We start from the raw sequence: 18,377 nt of genomic DNA, 5'->3' as shown, positions 1-18,377 counted from the left end.
AAGGAGCGGGGCGCCCGGGACCACCGGGCGCCCCGACCAACTTCGGCGGCCCCGGACGCGCGAAAGGGAGCGAACTCCTCCTCCCACGGCGCGTGGTGGGTGCGGCACGCGGCGCCGGGCGGGGACCTTCGCTCCCTCAAGCGTTACAGCGGGGACGTAGGGACAGTCGGACTCAGAAGCGGTAGACGGCGCCGGTCGAGGCGGCCATGACGCAGCCGTTCGAGTAGGTCGCCTTGTGCGTCACGGGCTTGCCGCGCCAGGTACCGGTCGCGGTGACCTCGAAGGGGTCGTACTCCATGGTGCAGGCCGCGCGGCGGCCGATGGGGTTGAGCCTCGCGAAGTCGCCCTGGGCGAGCAGCAGGTCGCGGCAGGCGTCAGCCGCCTTCGGGTGCGTGCCGCTGGCCGGGTTGCAGGTCAGCAGCGCGACCTTCGGGGCATCGGAGGTGATGCCGTCGTGGGTGACGGTCAGCGTCAGCGCCGAGGGTGCGACGAGCTCGACCGGGGCGGCGGTGGTGGCCGACGCGGTCGTGACGGAAGCGAGGAGCGCGGCGCCGGAGAGGGCCACGCAGGACAACAGACGAAGTGCTCGCATGGTGATTGATTTACCGTCAATCGCCGCCCATAAGACGGATACTTCCGAGTAGCGACCGGATCGAGCGTCACTCGACCGGGGCGGTTGCGGAGCGCACACGGACCAGGTGAGAGACACTAGATCGTTTTGGGGTCAGTCCAGCGACCTGGTCAGGGCGCTGCCCACCAGAGCGGCCACGGCGGTCATCCCCGCGGCGTTGGGGTGGACCGGCGCGGCGGGCGCGGTCGGGACGAGTCCCTCCACCCACTTCGTCCCCGGCAGCTGGCAGACGTCGCGGCCGATGCTGGGGGCATAGGTGTCGACGTAACCGACCCCCGCCGAGGTTGCTTGGGCCGCCAACATTGCGTTCAGCCGCTGCTGGAGCCCGTCCAGGTAGGCCACGTCGCCGCGCGCGATCGGGACCAGCGGCCAGCAGCCGTTCGCCGGGGGCAGCAGCCTCAGGTAGCCGATGACCAGCACCTTCGCCTTGGGCGCCTGCTGCTTGATGCTGGCCAGCAGCGCGCCGACCCTGGGCGCGGTCTGCTCGATGCGCTGCACGAGCTTGTCGGTGCCCCCGACGGTGTTGTCGTCCTTGCAGGGGTTGCCGAACGGGTCGCGGACGCTGGCCAGCGCGCACGCCGCGAGCACGGGCACGAAGCCGACGTCGTTGCCGCTCACGCCGACGGTCACCAGGTCCGTGTCCGGGGTCAGCGCGTCGAGCTGCGGCGCGTTCTCGCCCAGCAGCACCTTCTGCGGGCTGGTCATGTCGTCGATGACCGCGCCGCTGCAGCTGACGTCGACGAAGTTCGCGGGCGCGAGCTGCTTGGCCAGCAGGGACGGGTAGTTGCGGTCGGAGCGCAGGCACCCGATCGGGTCGGTGCGCTGGCCGGGGATGAACGGCCCGGCCGTGAAGGAGTCGCCCAGCGCGACGTACTTCTGCACGGTTGCGGGGGCCGCCCCGGCGCTCACCGGGACGGCCAGTGCCGCCGTTGTCGTCGAGATGAGGAGGACGAAAGCGCGGCGGAGCAGGGCAGACACGGCCATGGGGTCCTCGTAACCTGGGTTGAGCAGGGGTTACTTCGGATCGTGACCGTTCATGTACTCCGGGTCAATAGCGTGATCGAGTGGTCAGCCCCGGCACAGCCGCCCCGGCAGCCACCGCTTGGCCGCGAACAGCTCGGTCTGGTCGGAGAAGTGCGGCGAAGCCGGGTTGCTGGACTGCGAGTTCGCCAAGATCGTTCGTGCTTCTGGGCACGCGTTTCCGGTGAACCGCACCGCGAACAGGAAGCTGGTGCCGCCGACCGCCTGGCCCTCCGACGTGGTCTCGATGAGGTTGTAGACACCGAGCGCGTTGTCCCCGCCGTGCATCGGGACGCGTTTTCCCTTGCTGTTCAAGGCGAACTGGTGATCACGGACTGGTGCGTCGGGCGCGTGGCCGAGCGAGGTGACGGCCTTGGTGAAGGCGGCCCGCACGCGCGGGTTGTCGATGTCGAGCGCGCGCGGAGTGCGGACGGGGTCGGCGGGGTTGAACGGGATCAGCCAAGGGATGTCGCCGATCTCCTGCCAGAACTCGTCGAACAGCAGGGCGCCACGGCTGTCGAGATCGTTGCGGCGATCCCACTTCGCGAGCGCGTCACAGGCTTTCTCGTGCTGCGGCATGGACTTGCACATGCGCAGCACGTCGTCTACGGCCAGCTCGCCCATGAAGGATCGGTTGGACAGCACCATCTCCTGTGCGTCGCGAAGGCTTGTCACGCGCTCCTGGAGGCCGAAGCGCGTGCGCGGTGAGCGTGCGGTCCCCTCGGTGCCGAAGACGCGGGGGAAGCCGTTGAGGGGCTGCTTCACGCTGGTCAGCCAGTGCGAGTCGTTGGAGTTCGACAGCTGATCGGTGCTGATGAGGTTGGGCATGCGGTGCGCGCCGAACGTGCCTGGCACAAGGGAATCGCGGTCGGTACCGGGCGCGCAGTCCGCTCGCGAGCCGTCCAGCACGGGCAGGCCCGCGCGCTCGAACAGCTCGCGTCCCTTGGCGGTGTTGCAGCGGCGGGCGTGCGCGTCGGTGATGTGCGGGACGGCCTGGACGTTGGCGAAGAGCCCCTTGCCGTGCCGGTCGCTCGCCACCACGTTCGCGTAGGACATGCCGCCGTTGGCGAAGATCGACCTCCGCAGGTCCTCGACCGACTCAGCGCGAGGGAACTCCACCATGGAGTTGGCTCCCCGCAACGACTTCGCGTTCGCGTCGACGAGCACGAAAGCTCGCTCGGCGGTCCAATCGAGTCGTTCCGCGGCGCGCTCGCCGAGCCACGGGCTGACCACCATGGAGGTGATCACCGGGCCGTAGCGGGTGGACCACAGCGAACGGGTCTCCGGCTTGCCACCGCGCACGTCGACGGTGATCTTGTGCTCTGTCATCCGCTCCACGCGACCGTCCACTGTGTACGCGGTCGGGTCGCCAGGGACGAGCTTCACCTCGGCCAGCGCGTAGCTCAGCGACGTCGCGATCGTTGCGGCCCAAGCGGTGTGACGCGTGTAGCCCGCGACGGTCTCGGGCGTTCCGAGCAGGCTCGCCCCGTCCACGTCGAGCTTGCCGGGGATGGTCAACCGCGCCTGCCAGAAGGACGCGATCCCGCGCCACGGGACGTGCGGGTTGCCCAAGAACACCTTGCCCGCGGCGATCGCGTTGCTACCACGGGGAATCTCCGGGGCGGACGGCCTCTGCGGTGCCTGCGGGCGGCTCGGTGGGGTCGCGGTGACGATGCCGCCGAGCGCGCGGATCGCTCCGTCCTGCGCGCTGATGTACTTCAGGCGGTGGACGTCCATTTCGGTGATTCGAGTCAGTCCACGGCAGTTCTGCTTGGTCTCGGCCAAAAACCGGTTGTAGCCCTCTGCGTAGCCCCTGGTGAGCGCGCGGACGTCCTCGGAGGGGCCGACCGGCGCTGGCTGCGCGACGATGCGTTCGACGACGCGGCGGGCGATGAGGTCGCGGGTGTACACGTCGGAGGCGACGTTGCCCTGCGGCGGGGTGGCCGCCGTGCGCTCCTCGCCGAAGTGTTCGGCCAGCTCACCCCTGGTGGACAAGAAGATCTGGCCGAGCGCGCAGAGGTGGTCGCGCGCCTGGGCGTGGCCGATGCCGCGACCGAGGCCCGCGTGGTCGCTCGCGACGACGTGCGGGACGCCGTGCTCGGACGTGGGGATGGCCGTCGAGGACAGCGTGAGCGCCGGAACGAGCAGCCAGTGGAGCGTGTGCATGCGTTGATCCTCGGTGCGCTTGCGCGCCGCGACATCAATCGACCGGTGGAACGTGTGAGTAGGGTGGCCGAGTGGTTACGGAGAGCGTGTTCACGTGGGGTGCTCCGCCGCTGAAGTTCGGGCCGGGCGCTGCCGAGGAGATCGGGTTCGAGCTGGCGCAGCTGGGCGTGCGGTCCGCGCTCGTGGTCACCGACGCCGGGGTCGCGGGCACCGGCTTCCCCGCGCGCGTGGCTTCGGCCATCGAGGCCGCCGGGGTGACCGTCGCGGTGTACGACGGGGTGCGGGTCGAGCCCACCGATGTCAGCTTCGCGGAAGCGGTTTCCTTTGCCGCACAAGAGGACTGGCAGGCGTTCGTCGCGGTCGGCGGGGGATCGGTGATCGACACGGCCAAGGCGATGAACCTGATGACCAGCCACCCCGCCGACGTGCTCGACTACGTCAACAAGCCGATCGGCAAGGGCATGGCGCCGCCCGGCCCGCTGAAGCCGCTGATCGCGGTGCCGACCACGGCCGGGACCGGGGCGGAGAGCACCCCGGTGTGCGTGCTCGACCTGCTGAGCCTGCACGTGAAGGCCGGGATCAGCCACCCCCGCCTGCGCCCCTCGCTGGCCGTGGTGGACCCCCTGGCCACGCTGAGCATGCCGCCCGAGGTCACCGCCGCGTCCGGGATGGACGTGCTGTGCCACGCGCTGGAGTCCTACACCGCGCGACCCTACGACACCTTCGCCAAGAAGAAGGCGGAGGAGCGCGTGCCCTACTGCGGCTCCAACCCGATCTCCGACGTGTGGACGGAGAAGACGCTTTCCTTGCTGAGCAAGGCTTTCCGGCGTGCAGTGCTCAACGGAAACGACCTGAAGGCACGCACGGACATGATGCTCGCCGCGACCATGGCCGGAATGGGCTTCGGCAACGCGGGCGTGCACATCCCGCACGCCTGCGCGTATCCGATCGCCGGGCGCGTGCGCGACTACCGGCCCGCCGGGTACCCGCAGGGCGAGCCGATGGTGCCGCACGGGCAGTCCGTGTCGCTGACCGCGCCCGCAGCGTTCCGCTTTACCTTCCCCACCGATCCAGAGCGGCACGTGCACGCCGCGCGGCTGCTGGACGCGGCCACCGCTGACGCCGAGCCGAACCCGAGGGAGAAGCTGCCCGCCGTGCTGACGGTGCTCATGCGCGACATCGGCATTCCCAACGGGATCAGCGCCGTGGGCTACACCGAGCAGGACATTCCGGCGCTGGTGGATGGCACGCTCAAGCAGCAGCGGCTGCTCAACGTGGCTCCGCGACAGGTCACCGGTGAAGCCATCTGTGAAATCTTCGAGGAGTCGCTGAGCAACTGGTGACGCGGCCCGGTCCGTCCACTCCACATGAGAGCGACACTGTTCCTCATCGGTGCCCTGGTCCTGGCCGTCAGCGGCTGTGGCGCGAACGCGCAGCCGAACGAGCCAGCGCCCTCGCCGTCCCAGGAGAAGCCGCAGGAGAAACCGCCCACCGTGACCGTTGCGAAAGGACAGACCGGCGAGGTCGCGCTGAAGGTCGGCGAGGTGATCTCCGTGCCGCCGAGTGAAGGCGCTCCGCTGGTGAAGGACGCCTACGTGCGGCTGCACCTCCAGGCGGACAAGGAGTGGCAGTACCGCGCGATCTCGCCCGGGAAGACGAAGATCCCCACCAGCGCCGAGGGCGCCTCGGTCACCGTCGTCATCAGCTGAGCCGAAAGCCCCGGCGCGTGGGAGGAACGCCGGGGCTCTTCGGTTGCGGTGCGCGAGAACTAGCTCGGCATCAGCACGCCGTCGATGATGTAGACGGTGGCGTTGGCGGTCTGCACGTTGCCGCAGACCACGTTCGCGTCGTTGACCTTGAACGAGGAGCCGGAGCCCGAGGTCTTGACCATGCCCTTCTGCAGCGTCTCGAAGTTGCCGGACGCGAGGTCGGCGGGGGTGAGCCGCTTCGGGACCACGTGGTAGGTCAGGATCTTGGTCAGCGTGGCGTTGTCGGCGAGCACCTTGTCCAGGTCGGCCTTCGGGATCTTGTCGAAGGCGCCGTTGGCCGGCGCGAAGACGGTGATGTCCTTCGCGGTGTTCAGGGTGTCGCCCAGCTTGGCCTTGGTGACCGCGGTGACCAGGGTGGACAGCGCCGGGTTGTTGCTCGCCGCCGTGGCGACCGGGTCCTTGGCCATGCCGGAGAAGCTGCCGGGACCGTCCTTGGGAACCGAGGCGCACGCCGAGCCGAACTCGCCGGAGGCCATGGTGGCGCTGGTGGTCATCGGCGCGGCCGACGACGGCGCCTGGGCGGAGGAGGACGCGGCGGGCGGGGTGTCCATGCCGCCCGAACACGCGGTCAGGCCGAGGACCGAGACGGCGGCGGTGGCGGCGAGGAAGGCGGTGCGCTTGAACTGCATGGTGGTTTCTCCTTCATCAGGTGACCGTGACCGCGACGGAGTGCCATCCGGTGGCACCGCGCGGGAACGGCCTGGTGCGTTCTTCTGGTTGCCAGTCCCCGCGGCCGTCGGCCGCGCGAACCTCGAATCGGTGCAGCCCCTTGTCGAGCTGGACGCTGGCGCGCCACTGGCGCCACGTGTCCGGGCTGACCTCGGTGCTGAGCTGGGTTGACTGCCACTCACCGCCGTCGACGCGGAACTGCACCGCGCCGATGCCCCTGTGCTGCGCCCAAGCGACACCGGCGACTGTCACCGGGCCCGCGGGAACCTGGGCGAAGGGCTTGGGGACGTCGATCCGCGATGCGGTGAGCACCGTGCCGATCGGGTCCCACTGGCGTTCGGTCCAGTAGGCGTCGTACTTGTCGAACGTGGTCAGTTCGAGGTCGACCAGCCATTTGGTGGCCGAGGTGTAGCCGAAGAGACCCGGAACGAGCTGCCGGACCGGGAAACCGTTGGTGGGCAACAGCGGCTCGCCGTTCATGCCGATGGCCAGCAGCGATTCGCGGCCGTCCAGCACCACGTCCAGCGGCGTGCCGATGGTCATCCCGGCGTGGTCGGTGCCGACGAGCTGGTTCGCCCCGGCCTGGACACCCGCCTCGCGCAGCAGCTGCGCCAGCGGGAAGCCGAGCCACCTCGCGGTGCTGGCGTACGGCCCGCCGACCTCGTTGGAGACGCAACAGAGCGTGATGTCGCGCTCGATCAGCGGCTTCGCCATGAGGTCGGCGAAGGTCAGCTCCACCGGCCTGTCGACCATCCCGTGAATCCGAAGCGTCCATTCCTCCGCAGTGATCTCGGGAATGACCAGTGCGGTGTCCACCCGATAAAAGTCGCGGTTCGGAGTTTCGAACGAGGTCAGGCCGGGAATGGGGAAGCTGTGTCCGTTCGGGCGGGCCGCCGCCGGGCTCACGGGAGCCGGGAGCTTGATCGCGGCCCGAGATTCTGCGACATCGCCGGCCCGCTGCTGGAGAATTCGGCCGACCGAGGCTCCGAGCGCGGCGTAAACGGCCGCCCCCGTGCCGGTGATCAGGAATTTCCGGCGGCTCGGTGAGCCGTCGGGTGAATCGGCGGAAGAACCCCCTCCGAGCAGCAGGTGCAGTGCCGCGGCACCCGCCAGGATCGCCGCCAGCGAGGGCAGCGCGTCCAGCGGGGATGCCGAGGGCCTGGTCAGCGCCGCAAGGGCGCCGACAGCGCCGAGCAGGCCGATCATGACTGCGCCGACGGCGAAGCGGCGTACCGCCACGATGCCCGCGACAGCCGCGAAGACCACCAGCGCGACGAGGATTCCGCCCAGCAGAACGGGTTTGTCGTAATTGCCGAAGGTGCTGATCGCGAAGTCTTTCAGCCACACCGGCGCGAGATCGATCGCCGAACTGCCCACCGCCGTGACGGGCGAGGAGTTCGGCCCCGTCGCCGCCGAGACCAGCTCGGCTGTTCCGAGCGCTACACCGGCGGAAAGGACGCCGATGAGCGCTGCCTTTCGCTTGGTTGTCCGGTCGTTGCTCACATGGGGCATTCGCGGCGGGTCCGGGAGCGGATGGGTCCCATTTTTTAGCTCACCCGAATGGGTCAGTCGACGCGATTTTTCGCTCATCAAAGGAATCTACGCGCGTACGCGCGCGTGGTTCCTTACCGTTCCGTGAAACCTGCCCGGGCGTAGTAGCGTCCGGTCCGACCAATCCGGGTCCGGACCGGCCTCGAAGAACATGGGTAGGACGGCCTGGTCGAAAGGGGTGGTCATGCGCGATCGCGCACGAGCCGTGAGGCAGCTGCACGGCGATGGTGTCCCCTCGCCGACGCCCGAGGAACTGATGCAGCAGGTGGCTCGTGGAGACGAAGCCGCGTTCAACAGCCTGTACGAGGTGCTCGCCGGGCCGATCTACGGCGTCGTGCTGCGCGTCCTGCGGGACCAGGCGCAGTCCGAGGAAGTCGCCCAAGAGGTGCTGGTGGAGCTGTGGCGCACCGCGACCCGGTACGCGCCGGAAAAGGGTTCCGTGCTGACCTGGGCGCTGACCGTGGCGCATCGGCGCGCGGTCGACCGCGTCCGCTCCGCGCAGTCCAGCGCCGACCGGGAGGACCGCGCCGGGCGCCTGGACACCGAGCGCCCGTTCGACGAGGTCTCCGAGCAGGTCGCCGCGCGGCTGGAACGCGAGCAGGTGCGCGTGTGCCTGACAACGCTGACCGAGCTGCAGCGCGAGGCCGTGATGCTCGCGTACTACCAGGGCTACACCTATCGAGAGGTCGCTGAGCTGCTCAGCTCGCCGCTCGGCACGATCAAGACCCGACTGCGTGACGGCCTGATCCGCATGCGCGACTGCCTGGGGGTGGCGTGATGAACCCGGACGTGCACACCCTGACAGGTGCCTACGCGATGAACGCGCTCGACGAGATCGAGCGCCGCGAGTTCGAACGGCACATGGCCGTCTGCCCCGACTGCGAGCAGGAGACCAGGGAGCTGGAGCGCACCGCGGCTCACCTCGGTATGGCCACCGCCACCGCACCACCGCCCGGCCTGCGCTCGAAGGTGCTCGCCGAGGTCTCCAGGACCCGTCAGCTGTCGCCGATCGCTCCGCCCGCCGCGGTGGTGCAGAAGCTCCGGCCGAAGTGGGCGATGCCCGTCGTGTCGCTGCTCGCGGCGGCCAGCGTGCTCGCCGCCGTGGTCTTCGGCGTCGGCGCGCTCACGGCCAACCAGGAGCTGACCCGCGAGCGCGCGCTCGCCGAGCAGGTCACCGCGATCGTCGGGGCGGCCGACGCGCGCACCGAGGTCGCTGGCAACAGCAAGATCGTCTCTTCCAAGGCGCTCGGCAAGGCCGTGTTCCTGGCCAGCGACCAGGTCCCCGCGCCCCGGCCCGGCAACGACCTCCAGGCGTGGTCGATCTCCGACACCGGGTACGTCTCGCTCGGTCTGATGGAGCGGACGCACTCCGGCAAGCACGCGCCGATGGTGTTCCCGACCTCCGGTATCAGCAAGATCGGTGTCACCTTGGAGCCCTCCGGTGGGTCCGTGCAGCCGACCAGCACCCCGTTGCTGATCGTGCCCGTGGCCTGATCTGGAACTTCCTGGTCGTCCCGGCCGTTGCCCCGGCGTGGAAGTGCTGTTCGCGCTGTCCCTGCCGGGGCTCGCCGTGCTGCTCGTGGTGCTCGCCGCGCTGGAGCGGTTCGGGCTGTGGGCGCTGCCGTGGCTTTCGCGGTCGTCCTCCCCGACCTTCGCCGAGGTGGGCTTCGACGAGTTCGGGGCGGCCTTCGACGCCGGGCAGCGGCACAAGATCGATGAGCGCGCCAGCCAGTCGATGATGCGCGACGACGCCGACGACGGTGCTCCGCCGCACAGCACCGTGGACCTCGACGGCGGCGTCGCCACGCTGCGCCTGGAACCACCCGTTCGTGGAGCGACGCCGGAGGGACCGGAGCGCTAGTTTCGGCGGCGTGTCAAGGCTTCTCGCGCCGCTGGGCGCCGTTCTGCTGCTGCCCCTGTTCGCCACACCCGCGCACGCCGCGACCACCGCTTCGATCAAGCCCGTCTGCGACGCCGCGACCTGGAGCGTGAGCTACACCGCGACCAGCTCCGGCCACCAGAAGAAGGCCGGTATCGAGGTCCGCGTCGACCAGGCCGTCGTCGAGGAGTGGGCCGACCACGGGCTCGGCGCCGCCGTCCTGGGCGAACCGCGTCGTGCCAAGGCCAACGGCAACGGCACGTGGAGCGAGCGCGTGCGCCTGGTCAAGGGCACCGGCGCGCCCAACGAGACCCGGCCCTACAAACGCACTTACACGCTGGACCTCACCGTGACCGTGCGCGGTGTGCAGACCCGAGCCTCCGGCTCCTGCTCCCTCACCCTCCGCTGACCCACCCGCGCCGCACTCCGCCTGCCGCCGCTGAAGCCCTGAATGACTCATTCAGGTACTTGAACGCACTGAATGACTCGTTCAGGTGGTTCAACGGACCAAACGCGGCATTCGCGGCGAGCTCGCGTGGTGGCCAGCGGGGTTCGCGGGCTTGAGCCCTGAACGACCCGTTTAGTGCGCTGGGAGCCCTGAACGGGTCGTTCAGTGCGTTCAACGCGTCAAAGGAGCCGTTCGCGGGGAGCGGGGGAATCGGGTCAGGTCACGTCGCGGTGGCGGAGGGCGGCGTGGCTCACGGCGAACGCGGCGGTGATGTAGGCGAGGAGCACGGCGGCTGCGAGCAGCGGAGTGCCTTGCGCCTGCACGCCGAACGCGCCGGTGATCGTGATCGGCTCGGAGCCCAGGCCGACGGCGAGCCGATTGGAGCTGTTGCCCAACAGCAGCGTGCTCAGGAAATCGAGTCCTGGCACGATGTTCGCCAGCAGTGCCACGGCGTTCTCCACGAGAACAGTCCACAGTAGACCGACGATGATCGCGGTGACGGGACTGCGGGTGAGCATGCCGATCGCGAAGCCGACCGAGCCCCACGCGGCCATCACCAACCACAGCGAACCCAGCTCCAGCGCGAGCACAAGAGGAGTGGCGTAGCGCGCGGGGCTGGAGTTGACCAGGGCGATCACGCCGCTGCTGAGCAGGCCGAGCGCGAGGGTCACCGTCGCCACCGGCAGCAGTGCCACGAGCAGGCCGAGGAAGCGCCCGCCGAGGAATGCGCCGCGATCGGACTGGCGGCCGAGGATCGTGCGCAGCGTGCCCCAGCGGTAGTCGCCGGTGGCCAGCAGCGCGCCGATCACCAGCATCACCGGACCGCCGAAGGTCGGCAGCGCTCCGGCGACGTAGTAGTGCGCGCCCTCCGGGAGCAGACCTGAGATCATGTCGGCGGCCACGGCGGGTGCCATCGCCGAACCCTGTGTCAGGTAGACGATGTAGGGCACCAGGTAGGCGAAGACCACGACCTGGGTGGACCACATCCCCGCCATCGCGAGGACTCCGGGACGGCGGCGCAGCGCGAACAGCTCCGCCCGCAGGTTGTTCGTGATCATGCCGCGGTCACCCCCGTGAAGACGTCCTCCAACGTGCGCTCTTCCACACGCAGCTCGCTGACCTCGATGCCTTCGGCGACAAGGCTCCTGTTGATCCCGCCAGCCGTCGCGGTACCGAGATCGACTTCAACCGTCGTGCCGTCCCGTCGCACTCCCAGCACTCCGGGATGAGCGCGCAGCGCGGTCTCCGCCGCCGCCCCGGGCTCCGCGCGCACCACCAGGCGGGGGCCGCCGAGGCGAGCGCGGATCTCGGCGAGCGTGCCCTCCGCGACCAACCGTCCACAGTGGATGATGCCGATGCGGTCGGCGACCTGTTCGACCTCGCCGAGCAGGTGGCTCGACAGCAGCACCGTGCCGCCACCATCGGCGAAGTTCCTTACCAGTTCTCGCATTTCGCGCATGCCCGCCGGATCGAGGCCGTTGGTGGGCTCGTCCAGGATCAGCAGTTCCGGCTCGCCGAGCAGGGCCGCCGCGACGCCGAGCCGCTGCTTCATCCCGAGCGAGTAGCCGGTGAAGCGGTCGGCGGCGCGCTCGCCCAGCCCGGACAACTCCAGCGCACTGTCCACTGTGGTGTCGTTGAGCCCCGAGTAACGCGCGAGCAGGCGGAGGTTGTCGCGCCCGCTGAGGTGCGGGTAGAAGGCGGGGGACTCCACGAGCGAGCCGATCCGTGCGACGGAGCCGGGATCTCCCAAGGGTTTCCCGAACACCGTGCCCGAACCGGTCGTCGGTCGGACGAGCCCGAGCAGCATCCGCATCGTGGTGGTCTTGCCCGCGCCGTTGCGCCCGAGGAAGCCGTACACCTCGCCCGCACGCACGCTGAGATCCAGTTCCCGCACGGCGTGCACGGTGCCGTAGGACTTGCCCAAGCCCGATAACTCGATCATGTCAGCATCTCCTTGAGCGCCGCGCTGTAGTCCTCGAAAGCCCTGCGGCCCTTGGGGGTCAGCTCCACGTAGGTGACCGGGGTGCGGCGCTGGTGCGTCTTGGTGATCTCGACGTAGCCCGCGTCCTCCAGCTTGCGCAGGTGCGTCGACAGGTTCCCCGCCGTCATGTCGAGCAGTTCTTGCAGGCGCGGAAAGGTGATCCGATCACCGCTCGGCAGCGCGGCCAAGGCGACCGTGACGCGCAGTCGGGCTTGTGCGTGGATCACCGGGTCCAGCTCGGGAAGGCCCGCCGTCATGCCGACCTCGCCTGGCGCGCGAAGTGGACGGCGAGCCCGAGCAGCGCGCCGCCTCCGGCGAGGCCCAGCACCAGCAGGTTCGCCGGAACGCCCACGTAGACGCTCGCGCTCGCGGCGAGCAGCAGCCAGACGCCCGCGCCGTACTCCGGGATGCTGCGCCGCTGCGCCGCGCCGAGCATGGTGAGCAGCCCCATGATCAGCAGCGGGCCCGTGGTCCAGAGCAGCGCGGTGACCTCGATGCTCACCCCGAGCTTCACCGTGAAGCCGACGTTGATCGCGGTCAGCGCCCAGAACCCGAGCGTCCACGTCCAGCCGTGCAGCGCTCCGCTGAGCCGCGACTGCCCGGCGATCCCGCGCGAGGCCCGCACGCCGACCACGATGGACAGCACGATCGAGCCCACGACCACCGCCGCGAAGACCGCGCCCGCCAACCACAACGGCAGCAGTTCGGGGCCCCCCGGCGTGGCCAGGAACATCAGCGTCCAGCCGGTCAGCCACGTCGCGCCCCACACGCCGAACAGCAGCGCCTGGCTCGGCGACAGGCTCCGGTCCACCTTCGCCCGCTCGCTGCTGATCAGCGCCAGCGACTCGGCGGGGGACAGTGTCCCCTCGTCCTCCGCAGGACCCCTCATCACGCCCGCCCTCCACTTTGCGATACAAAGTCCAACTACTTTGTATCGCAAACCTCGGGCCCCGCACAACCCCTCTCCCCGCGTGCCCCTCAACCTCCGCCAGGTACGCCAAAAACCCGTTTCGTACTCAACTCGGGAAAGAGAGCGCTCCCAAATACCGTTAGGAGTACGAAACGGGAAGGTCTAGACCACGGCCGCGCGTGACGAGGCGAGCGGGGCGGTGGGGTGCATGGGCGCATTCTAGCTGGTGGGCGGGGGTGTTGGTGGGTGGTTACGCGCGGGTCAGGGAGCAGTCGCCGCAGAGGCCGCCGTTGGGGATGCGGTAGTAGAGGCAGCAGCTTCGCCGACGGTAACCGTTGGGGGTGAGGGAGCCGGTTTCGCACAGGCGCGGGTCGGCGAGCACGGACATGGCGGTGTCCACCGTCCGCTGGTCCAGCTCGCCCGCGTTGGCGATCACCTTCAAGGTGCCGACGAGCGAGGACGCGGCGTTGCCCCACAGCAACCCCTCGGCCACCACTCCGCTCAACGCCGCCACCATGCGCGCGAAGTGCTCGTCGAGCGCGATCTCGGCGATCGTGTTCTTGGCTTCCCGCAAGGGTTCCGCGCTCGTGAAGCCGCTCTCCGCCCAGTGGATCTCGTCGGCGGGCAGCGCGGGCACGGGCTCGTTGAGCGCGACGGCGCCGAGCAGCGGCGACCACACCCGTGCGGTGTAGCCCTGGAACAGGATCGAAGCGCCGACGCGCCGTTCGGCCGTGCCCAATCGCGCGCAGACGTCGTCGACGCGCTCCGCGAGCCCTGCTCCGTCGTACACGTCGTTCAGCGTCGGCGCGTCCAGACCCGCGCCGGCACCGACGACGAAGAAACCTCCGAACCGCTGCAAGACCTAAGCCGAGTAGTCGTAGAAACCCCGGCCGGACTTCTTGCCGAGCAGGCCCGCGTCGACCATGCGCAGCAGCAGCGGCGGCGGGGAGTAGAGGGCTTCCTTGAACTCCGCGTAGAGCGACTCGGCGATGGCCTTCGTGGTGTCCAGGCCGATCAGGTCGGCCAACCGCAGCGGGCCCATCGGGTGGGCGCAGCCGAGCACCATGCCGTTGTCGATGTCGTCGGCGGAGGCGAAACCGGACTCCAGCATCCGGATCGCGGACAGCAGGTAGGGGATCAGCAGCGCGTTGACGATGAAGCCGGCGCGGTCCTGCGACCGGATGACCTGCTTGCGCAGCACGGTCGCGGCGAACTCCTCGGCGCGCCGTGAGGTCTCCTCGCCGGTCAGCAGCGAGGTGACCAGCTCGACCAGCTTCAGCACCGGCACCGGGTTGAAGAAGTGGATGCCGATGACCTGCTCGGGCCGCTGCGTCGCCATGCCGAGCTTCATGATCGGGATGGACGAGGTGTTCGACGCGAAGATCGCGTCCGGCCGGGTGACCACCTTGTCCAGCGTGGCGAAGACGTCGACCTTGGTCTGCTCGTGCTCGGCGACCGCCTCGATCACCAGGTCCCGGTCGGCGAAGTCGCCGAGGTCGGTGGTCAGCCGCAGCCGGCCCAACGCCGCGTCGCGCTCGTCCTCGGCCATCTTGCCCTTGCTGACGGCGCGGTCGATGGACTTGGTGATCCGGGAGCGCCCGGCGTCGGCCGCGGTCGAGGTGACCTCGCTGACCACGACGTCCAGTCCCGCACGCAGGCACACCTCGGCGATACCGGCGCCCATCAGCCCCGATCCGACAACACCGACCTTGCTGATGCCGCTCACGTCATCACCCTTCGCGGACCCGTTCAAAACGAAACTCAGACGTTCCGACGATACTGGCCGCCGACTTCGAAGAACGCCTCGGTGACCTGGCCGAGCGAACAGACCCGCGCGGCGCGCATGAGCTCGGCGAACACGTTGCCCTCGCCCATGGCGACCTCGCGCAGCCGCTTCAGCGCGGCCTCGGCGGTGTCGGCGTTGTCCCGGTGGAACTCGCGCAGCCGGGTGAGCTGCGACTGCTTCTCCGCCTCGGTGCCGCGCGCCAGCTCGATCGGCCCGGCCGCCTCCGACCCGCGCGGGTTGCGGAAGGTGTTCACGCCGATGATCGGCAGCGAGCCGTCGTGCTTGCGGTGCTCGTAGAGCATGGACTCGTCCTGGATGCGCCCGCGCTGGTAGCCGGTCTCCATCGCGCCGAGCACGCCGCCGCGCTCGCTGATCCGGTCGAACTCGACCAGCACGGCCTCCTCGACCAGGTCGGTCAGCTCGTCGATGATGAACGCGCCCTGCAACGGGTTCTCGTTGCGCGCCAGGCCCCACTCGCTGTTGATGATCATCTGGATGGCCAGCGCGCGGCGGACGGAGTCCTCGGTCGGCGTGGTCACCGCCTCGTCGAAGGCGTTGGTGTGCAAGCTGTTGCAGTTGTCGTAGATCGCGATCAGCGCCTGCAGCGTGGTGCGGATGTCGTTGAAGTCCATCTCCTGCGCGTGCAGCGAGCGGCCCGAGGTCTGCACGTGGTACTTCATCTTCTGCGAGCGCTCGTTGCCGCCGTAGCGGTTCTTCATCGCCACGGCCCAGATCCGCCGCGCGACCCGGCCGAGCACCGAGTACTCCGGGTCCATGCCGTTGGAGAAGAAGAACGACAGGTTCGGCGCGAAGTCGTCGATGTCCATCCCGCGCGCCAGGTAGGACTCCACGTAGGTGAAACCGTTGGCCAACGTGAAGGCCAGCTGGCTGATCGGGTTCGCCCCGGCCTCGGCGATGTGGTAGCCGGAGATCGACACCGAGTAGAAGTTGCGCACCCCGTTGGAGATGAACCACTGCTGGATGTCGCCCATCATCCGCAGCGAGAACTCCGTGGAGAAGATGCAGGTGTTCTGGCCCTGGTCCTCCTTGAGGATGTCGGCCTGCACCGTGCCGCGCACCGTCGCGAAGACCGTCTTGGCGATCTCCGCCGACTCCTCCTCCGACGGCGCGCGACCGTTGTCCTCAGCGAACTTCGCGACCTGCTGGTCGAAGGCGGCGTTGAGGAAGAACGCCAGGATCGTCGGCGCCGGGCCGTTGATCGTCATCGACACCGAGGTGCTCGGCGAGCACAGGTCGAAGCCGCCGTAGAGCACCTTCATGTCCTCCAGCGTCGCGATCGAGACGCCGGAGGTGCCGACCTTGCCGTAGATGTCGGGGCGCTCGTCGGGGTCGCGGCCGTAGAGGGTGACCGAGTCGAAGGCGGTGGAGAGCCTGGTGGCCTTGGAGTCCGACGACAGGAAGTGGAAGCGGCGGTTGGTGCGGAAGGGATCGCCCTCGCCCGCGAACATCCGCGCCGGGTCCTCGCCGTCCCGCTTGAACGGGAAAACGCCTGCGGTGAAAGGGAAACGGCCAGGCAGGTTCTCCGCGCGCAGGAAGCGCAGCAGCTCACCGTGATCGGTGTAGCGCGGCAGCGCGACGCGCGGAATCCTTGAGCCGGACAGGGTTTCGCGCCACAGCTGCGTGCGCAGCTCCTTGTCGCGCACCTTCACCACGAGCTCGTCCGCCGAGTACGCCTCGACGGTCTTCGGCCAGTCCTCCAGCAGCGCGTGGCTGTCCGCCGCCAGCTCCCGCTCCGCCTCGGTGTGCAGCTGCTCCAGCACGCCGGTCTCGCCGCTTCGCCCCTCCACCAAGGCTTTGCTCGCAGCGAGCTGCTGGCGGCGGCGGGCGATCTCCACCTGCTTCGCGGTCTCGGTGTGGTAGCCGCGCACCGACTCGGAGATTTCCGCGAGGTAGCGCACGCGCGCGGACGGGATGATCTGCGCGATCCGCGTCGACGCCTTGCCGGTGACCTGCGGCAGCACGCCCTCGGCGGCCTTCAGCCCGTGCGAGGTCAGCATGTCGCGCAGGTACTGGTAGAGCGCGGTCACGCCGTCGTCGTTGAAGGTCGCCGCGCTCGTGCCGTAGACCGGCATCTCATCCGGCGGCGAGCCGAACGCCTCGCGGTTGCGCACCAGCTGGCGGGCCACGTCGCGGCGCGCGTCCTCGGCACCCCTGCGCTCGTACTTGTTGATCGCCACCGCGTCGGCGAAGTCCAGCATGTCGATCTTCTCCAGCTGCGACGCGGCGCCGAACTCCGGCGTCATCACGTACAGCGAGGCGTCGACGAACGGCACGATCGCGGCGTCGCCCTGGCCGATACCGGGGGTCTCCACGATCACCAGGTCGTGCCCGGCCGCCTTGCACGCGGAGATCACGTCGGCAAGGCCGGTCGGCAGCTCGGTGCCCGCGCCCCTGGTGGCCAGCGAGCGGAAGAAGATCCGGTCCCCGTCCAGGCAGTTCATCCGGATGCGGTCGCCCAGCAGCGCGCCACCGCCCTTGCGGCGGCTCGGGTCGACCGCGATCACCGCGATGCTCAGCTTGTCCTGCTGGTCGATGCGGAAGCGCCGGACCAGCTCGTCGGTCAGCGACGACTTGCCCGAGCCACCGGTGCCCGTGATGCCCAGCACCGGCACGTCCCGGCCAGCGGCGGCCTTGTGCAGCTCGGCGCGCTCGTCCTCGGTCAGGCCCCCGCGCTCGATGCGGGTGATCGCCCTGGACAGCGCGGCCTGCTCGCCGTGGAAGACCCCGGTCAGTGGCAGCGGCTCCAGCTCCACGTCGCAGGTGGCGACCATCGAGTTGACCATCTTCGCCAGGCCCATGGTCTGGCCGTCCTCCGGCGAGAAGATCCGCGCCACACCGCGTTCGTGCAGGTGCGCGATCTCCTCGGCGACGATCACGCCGCCCCCGCCGCCGTAGACCTTGACGTGCCCGGCGCCGCGCTCGCGCAGCAGGTCGACCAGGTAGCCGAAGAACTCGACGTGCCCGCCCTGGTAGGAGCTGATCGCGATGCCCTGGACGTCCTCCTGCACGGCGGCGGTGACGATCTCGTCGACCGAGCGGTTGTGCCCGAGGTGGATCACCTCCGCGCCCTGGGCCTGCAGGATGCGCCGCATGATGTTGATCGACGCGTCGTGCCCGTCGAACAGGCTCGCCGCGGTCACGAAGCGCACCGGGTTCACGGGAACGTGCAGCTCGGACACGGGTACTCCTCGGGCCGACGGTAGAAGCTTGGAAATAAAATAGTAGGACTTCCGAGTGAACCGGTACCAGTCGTCCCTGTGACCCCGCTCATGCGGAGTGTTCGCCAGCTCAGCTCAGCGTGGTGAGGTCGCCTTCGACGGGGGTGACGAGCGGGCGCTGCCGGAGGAGTGCCGCGTCGACGGTCGCTGGCGGATCAGCGACATCGTGCTGCGCTGAGCCTCGACCGGGCCGCTCGTCACCCCCGTCGAAGGCGACCTCACCACGCTGAGCTGAGCTGGCGAACACTCCGCATGAGCGGGGTCACAGGGACGACTGGTACCGGTTCACTCGGAAGTCCTACTATTTTATTTCCAAGCTTCTACCGTC

General features: G+C 69.2%; 18 protein-coding genes. 6 read left to right on the top strand and 12 right to left on the bottom strand.

Going from position 1 to position 18,377, the window contains the following annotated elements:
* Positions 1 to 172: 172 nt before the first annotated feature.
* From CCN37_RS02400 to CCN37_RS02390, 3 genes are all read right to left on the bottom strand, one after another.
* The gene (locus CCN37_RS02400) at positions 173 to 592 is read right to left on the bottom strand and encodes an SSI family serine proteinase inhibitor (protein ID WP_086818959.1); all 420 of its coding nucleotides are present in this window, start codon (positions 590 to 592) and stop codon (positions 173 to 175) included.
* 132 nt (positions 593 to 724) lie between these two features.
* Positions 725 to 1,615 (bottom strand): SGNH/GDSL hydrolase family protein, encoded by an 891-nt coding sequence (locus CCN37_RS02395; RefSeq protein WP_086818958.1) that lies wholly within the window; start codon positions 1,613 to 1,615, stop codon positions 725 to 727.
* A gap of 84 nt (positions 1,616 to 1,699) precedes the next feature.
* Entirely contained in the window at positions 1,700 to 3,817 is a 2,118-nt protein-coding gene (locus CCN37_RS02390; protein ID WP_086818957.1) for a penicillin acylase family protein, read from the bottom strand.
* 71 nt (positions 3,818 to 3,888) lie between these two features.
* On the opposite strand from CCN37_RS02390, the gene CCN37_RS02385 reads away from it, so the two are divergent.
* Positions 3,889 to 5,160, top strand: a complete 1,272-nt coding sequence (locus CCN37_RS02385; RefSeq protein WP_086818956.1) for a hydroxyacid-oxoacid transhydrogenase — start codon at positions 3,889 to 3,891, stop codon at positions 5,158 to 5,160.
* Between the two features lie 24 nt (positions 5,161 to 5,184).
* Positions 5,185 to 5,526, top strand: coding sequence for a hypothetical protein (locus CCN37_RS02380; protein ID WP_086818955.1), 342 nt, complete (start codon positions 5,185 to 5,187; stop codon positions 5,524 to 5,526).
* A gap of 59 nt (positions 5,527 to 5,585) precedes the next feature.
* On the opposite strand, the gene CCN37_RS02375 is transcribed toward CCN37_RS02380, so the two are convergent.
* On the bottom strand, positions 5,586 to 6,215 hold the full coding sequence (locus CCN37_RS02375; RefSeq protein WP_086818954.1) for a fasciclin domain-containing protein: 630 nt from the start codon (positions 6,213 to 6,215) through the stop codon (positions 5,586 to 5,588).
* Positions 6,216 to 6,231: 16 nt separating this feature from the next.
* Positions 6,232 to 7,845: a molybdopterin-dependent oxidoreductase gene (locus CCN37_RS02370; RefSeq protein ID WP_246842769.1), complete on the bottom strand. Its 1,614-nt coding sequence runs from the start codon at positions 7,843 to 7,845 to the stop codon at positions 6,232 to 6,234.
* A gap of 145 nt (positions 7,846 to 7,990) precedes the next feature.
* Between CCN37_RS02370 and sigK the strand changes: the two genes are divergently transcribed.
* Genes sigK through CCN37_RS02350 form a run of 4 tightly spaced genes read left to right on the top strand, consistent with a single transcriptional unit; the run spans position 7,991 to position 10,094 of the window.
* Entirely contained in the window at positions 7,991 to 8,584 is a 594-nt protein-coding gene (gene sigK, locus CCN37_RS02365; RefSeq protein ID WP_086818994.1) for an ECF RNA polymerase sigma factor SigK, read from the top strand.
* Positions 8,584 to 9,300, top strand: a complete 717-nt coding sequence (locus CCN37_RS02360; protein WP_086818952.1) for an anti-sigma factor domain-containing protein — start codon at positions 8,584 to 8,586, stop codon at positions 9,298 to 9,300. Before sigK ends, CCN37_RS02360 begins: the two co-directional genes overlap by 1 nt.
* A 37-nt stretch (positions 9,301 to 9,337) precedes the next feature.
* Complete coding sequence (locus CCN37_RS02355; RefSeq protein ID WP_086818951.1) at positions 9,338 to 9,667, top strand: DUF6191 domain-containing protein; 330 nt, start codon at positions 9,338 to 9,340, stop codon at positions 9,665 to 9,667.
* 10 nt (positions 9,668 to 9,677) lie between these two features.
* The gene (locus CCN37_RS02350) at positions 9,678 to 10,094 is read left to right on the top strand and encodes a hypothetical protein (RefSeq protein ID WP_086818950.1); all 417 of its coding nucleotides are present in this window, start codon (positions 9,678 to 9,680) and stop codon (positions 10,092 to 10,094) included.
* Positions 10,095 to 10,348: 254 nt separating this feature from the next.
* On the opposite strand, the gene CCN37_RS02345 is transcribed toward CCN37_RS02350, so the two are convergent.
* The 7 genes from CCN37_RS02345 to icmF all read right to left on the bottom strand — a co-directional run bounded on the left by CCN37_RS02345 (position 10,349) and on the right by icmF (position 18,010).
* Positions 10,349 to 11,191, bottom strand: coding sequence for an ABC transporter permease (locus tag CCN37_RS02345; RefSeq protein WP_086818949.1), 843 nt, complete (start codon positions 11,189 to 11,191; stop codon positions 10,349 to 10,351).
* On the bottom strand, positions 11,188 to 12,075 hold the full coding sequence (locus CCN37_RS02340; RefSeq protein ID WP_086818948.1) for an ATP-binding cassette domain-containing protein: 888 nt from the start codon (positions 12,073 to 12,075) through the stop codon (positions 11,188 to 11,190). The genes CCN37_RS02345 and CCN37_RS02340 overlap by 4 nt, the downstream gene beginning before the upstream one ends.
* Entirely contained in the window at positions 12,072 to 12,371 is a 300-nt protein-coding gene (locus tag CCN37_RS02335; protein WP_086818947.1) for a transcriptional regulator, read from the bottom strand. Before CCN37_RS02335 ends, CCN37_RS02340 begins: the two co-directional genes overlap by 4 nt.
* On the bottom strand, positions 12,368 to 13,003 hold the full coding sequence (locus CCN37_RS02330) for a hypothetical protein (RefSeq protein WP_086818946.1): 636 nt from the start codon (positions 13,001 to 13,003) through the stop codon (positions 12,368 to 12,370). The genes CCN37_RS02335 and CCN37_RS02330 overlap by 4 nt, the downstream gene beginning before the upstream one ends.
* Positions 13,004 to 13,274: 271 nt before the next feature.
* Positions 13,275 to 13,883 (bottom strand): (2Fe-2S)-binding protein, encoded by a 609-nt coding sequence (locus CCN37_RS02325; protein WP_086818945.1) that lies wholly within the window; start codon positions 13,881 to 13,883, stop codon positions 13,275 to 13,277.
* A 3-nt stretch (positions 13,884 to 13,886) separates the two neighbouring features.
* Entirely contained in the window at positions 13,887 to 14,750 is an 864-nt protein-coding gene (locus CCN37_RS02320; protein WP_086818993.1) for a 3-hydroxybutyryl-CoA dehydrogenase, read from the bottom strand.
* Positions 14,751 to 14,785: 35 nt separating this feature from the next.
* Positions 14,786 to 18,010: a fused isobutyryl-CoA mutase/GTPase IcmF gene (gene icmF, locus CCN37_RS02315; protein WP_256388005.1), complete on the bottom strand. Its 3,225-nt coding sequence runs from the start codon at positions 18,008 to 18,010 to the stop codon at positions 14,786 to 14,788.
* Positions 18,011 to 18,377: the final 367 nt, after the last annotated feature.

Origin of the sequence: Allokutzneria sp. NRRL B-24872 (genome assembly GCF_002155965.1) — a bacterium.
Lineage (GTDB): Bacteria > Actinomycetota > Actinomycetes > Mycobacteriales > Pseudonocardiaceae > Allokutzneria.
Note: the sequence above shows the minus strand (reverse complement) of the source record. Positions and strands in the feature narration are given on the sequence as shown.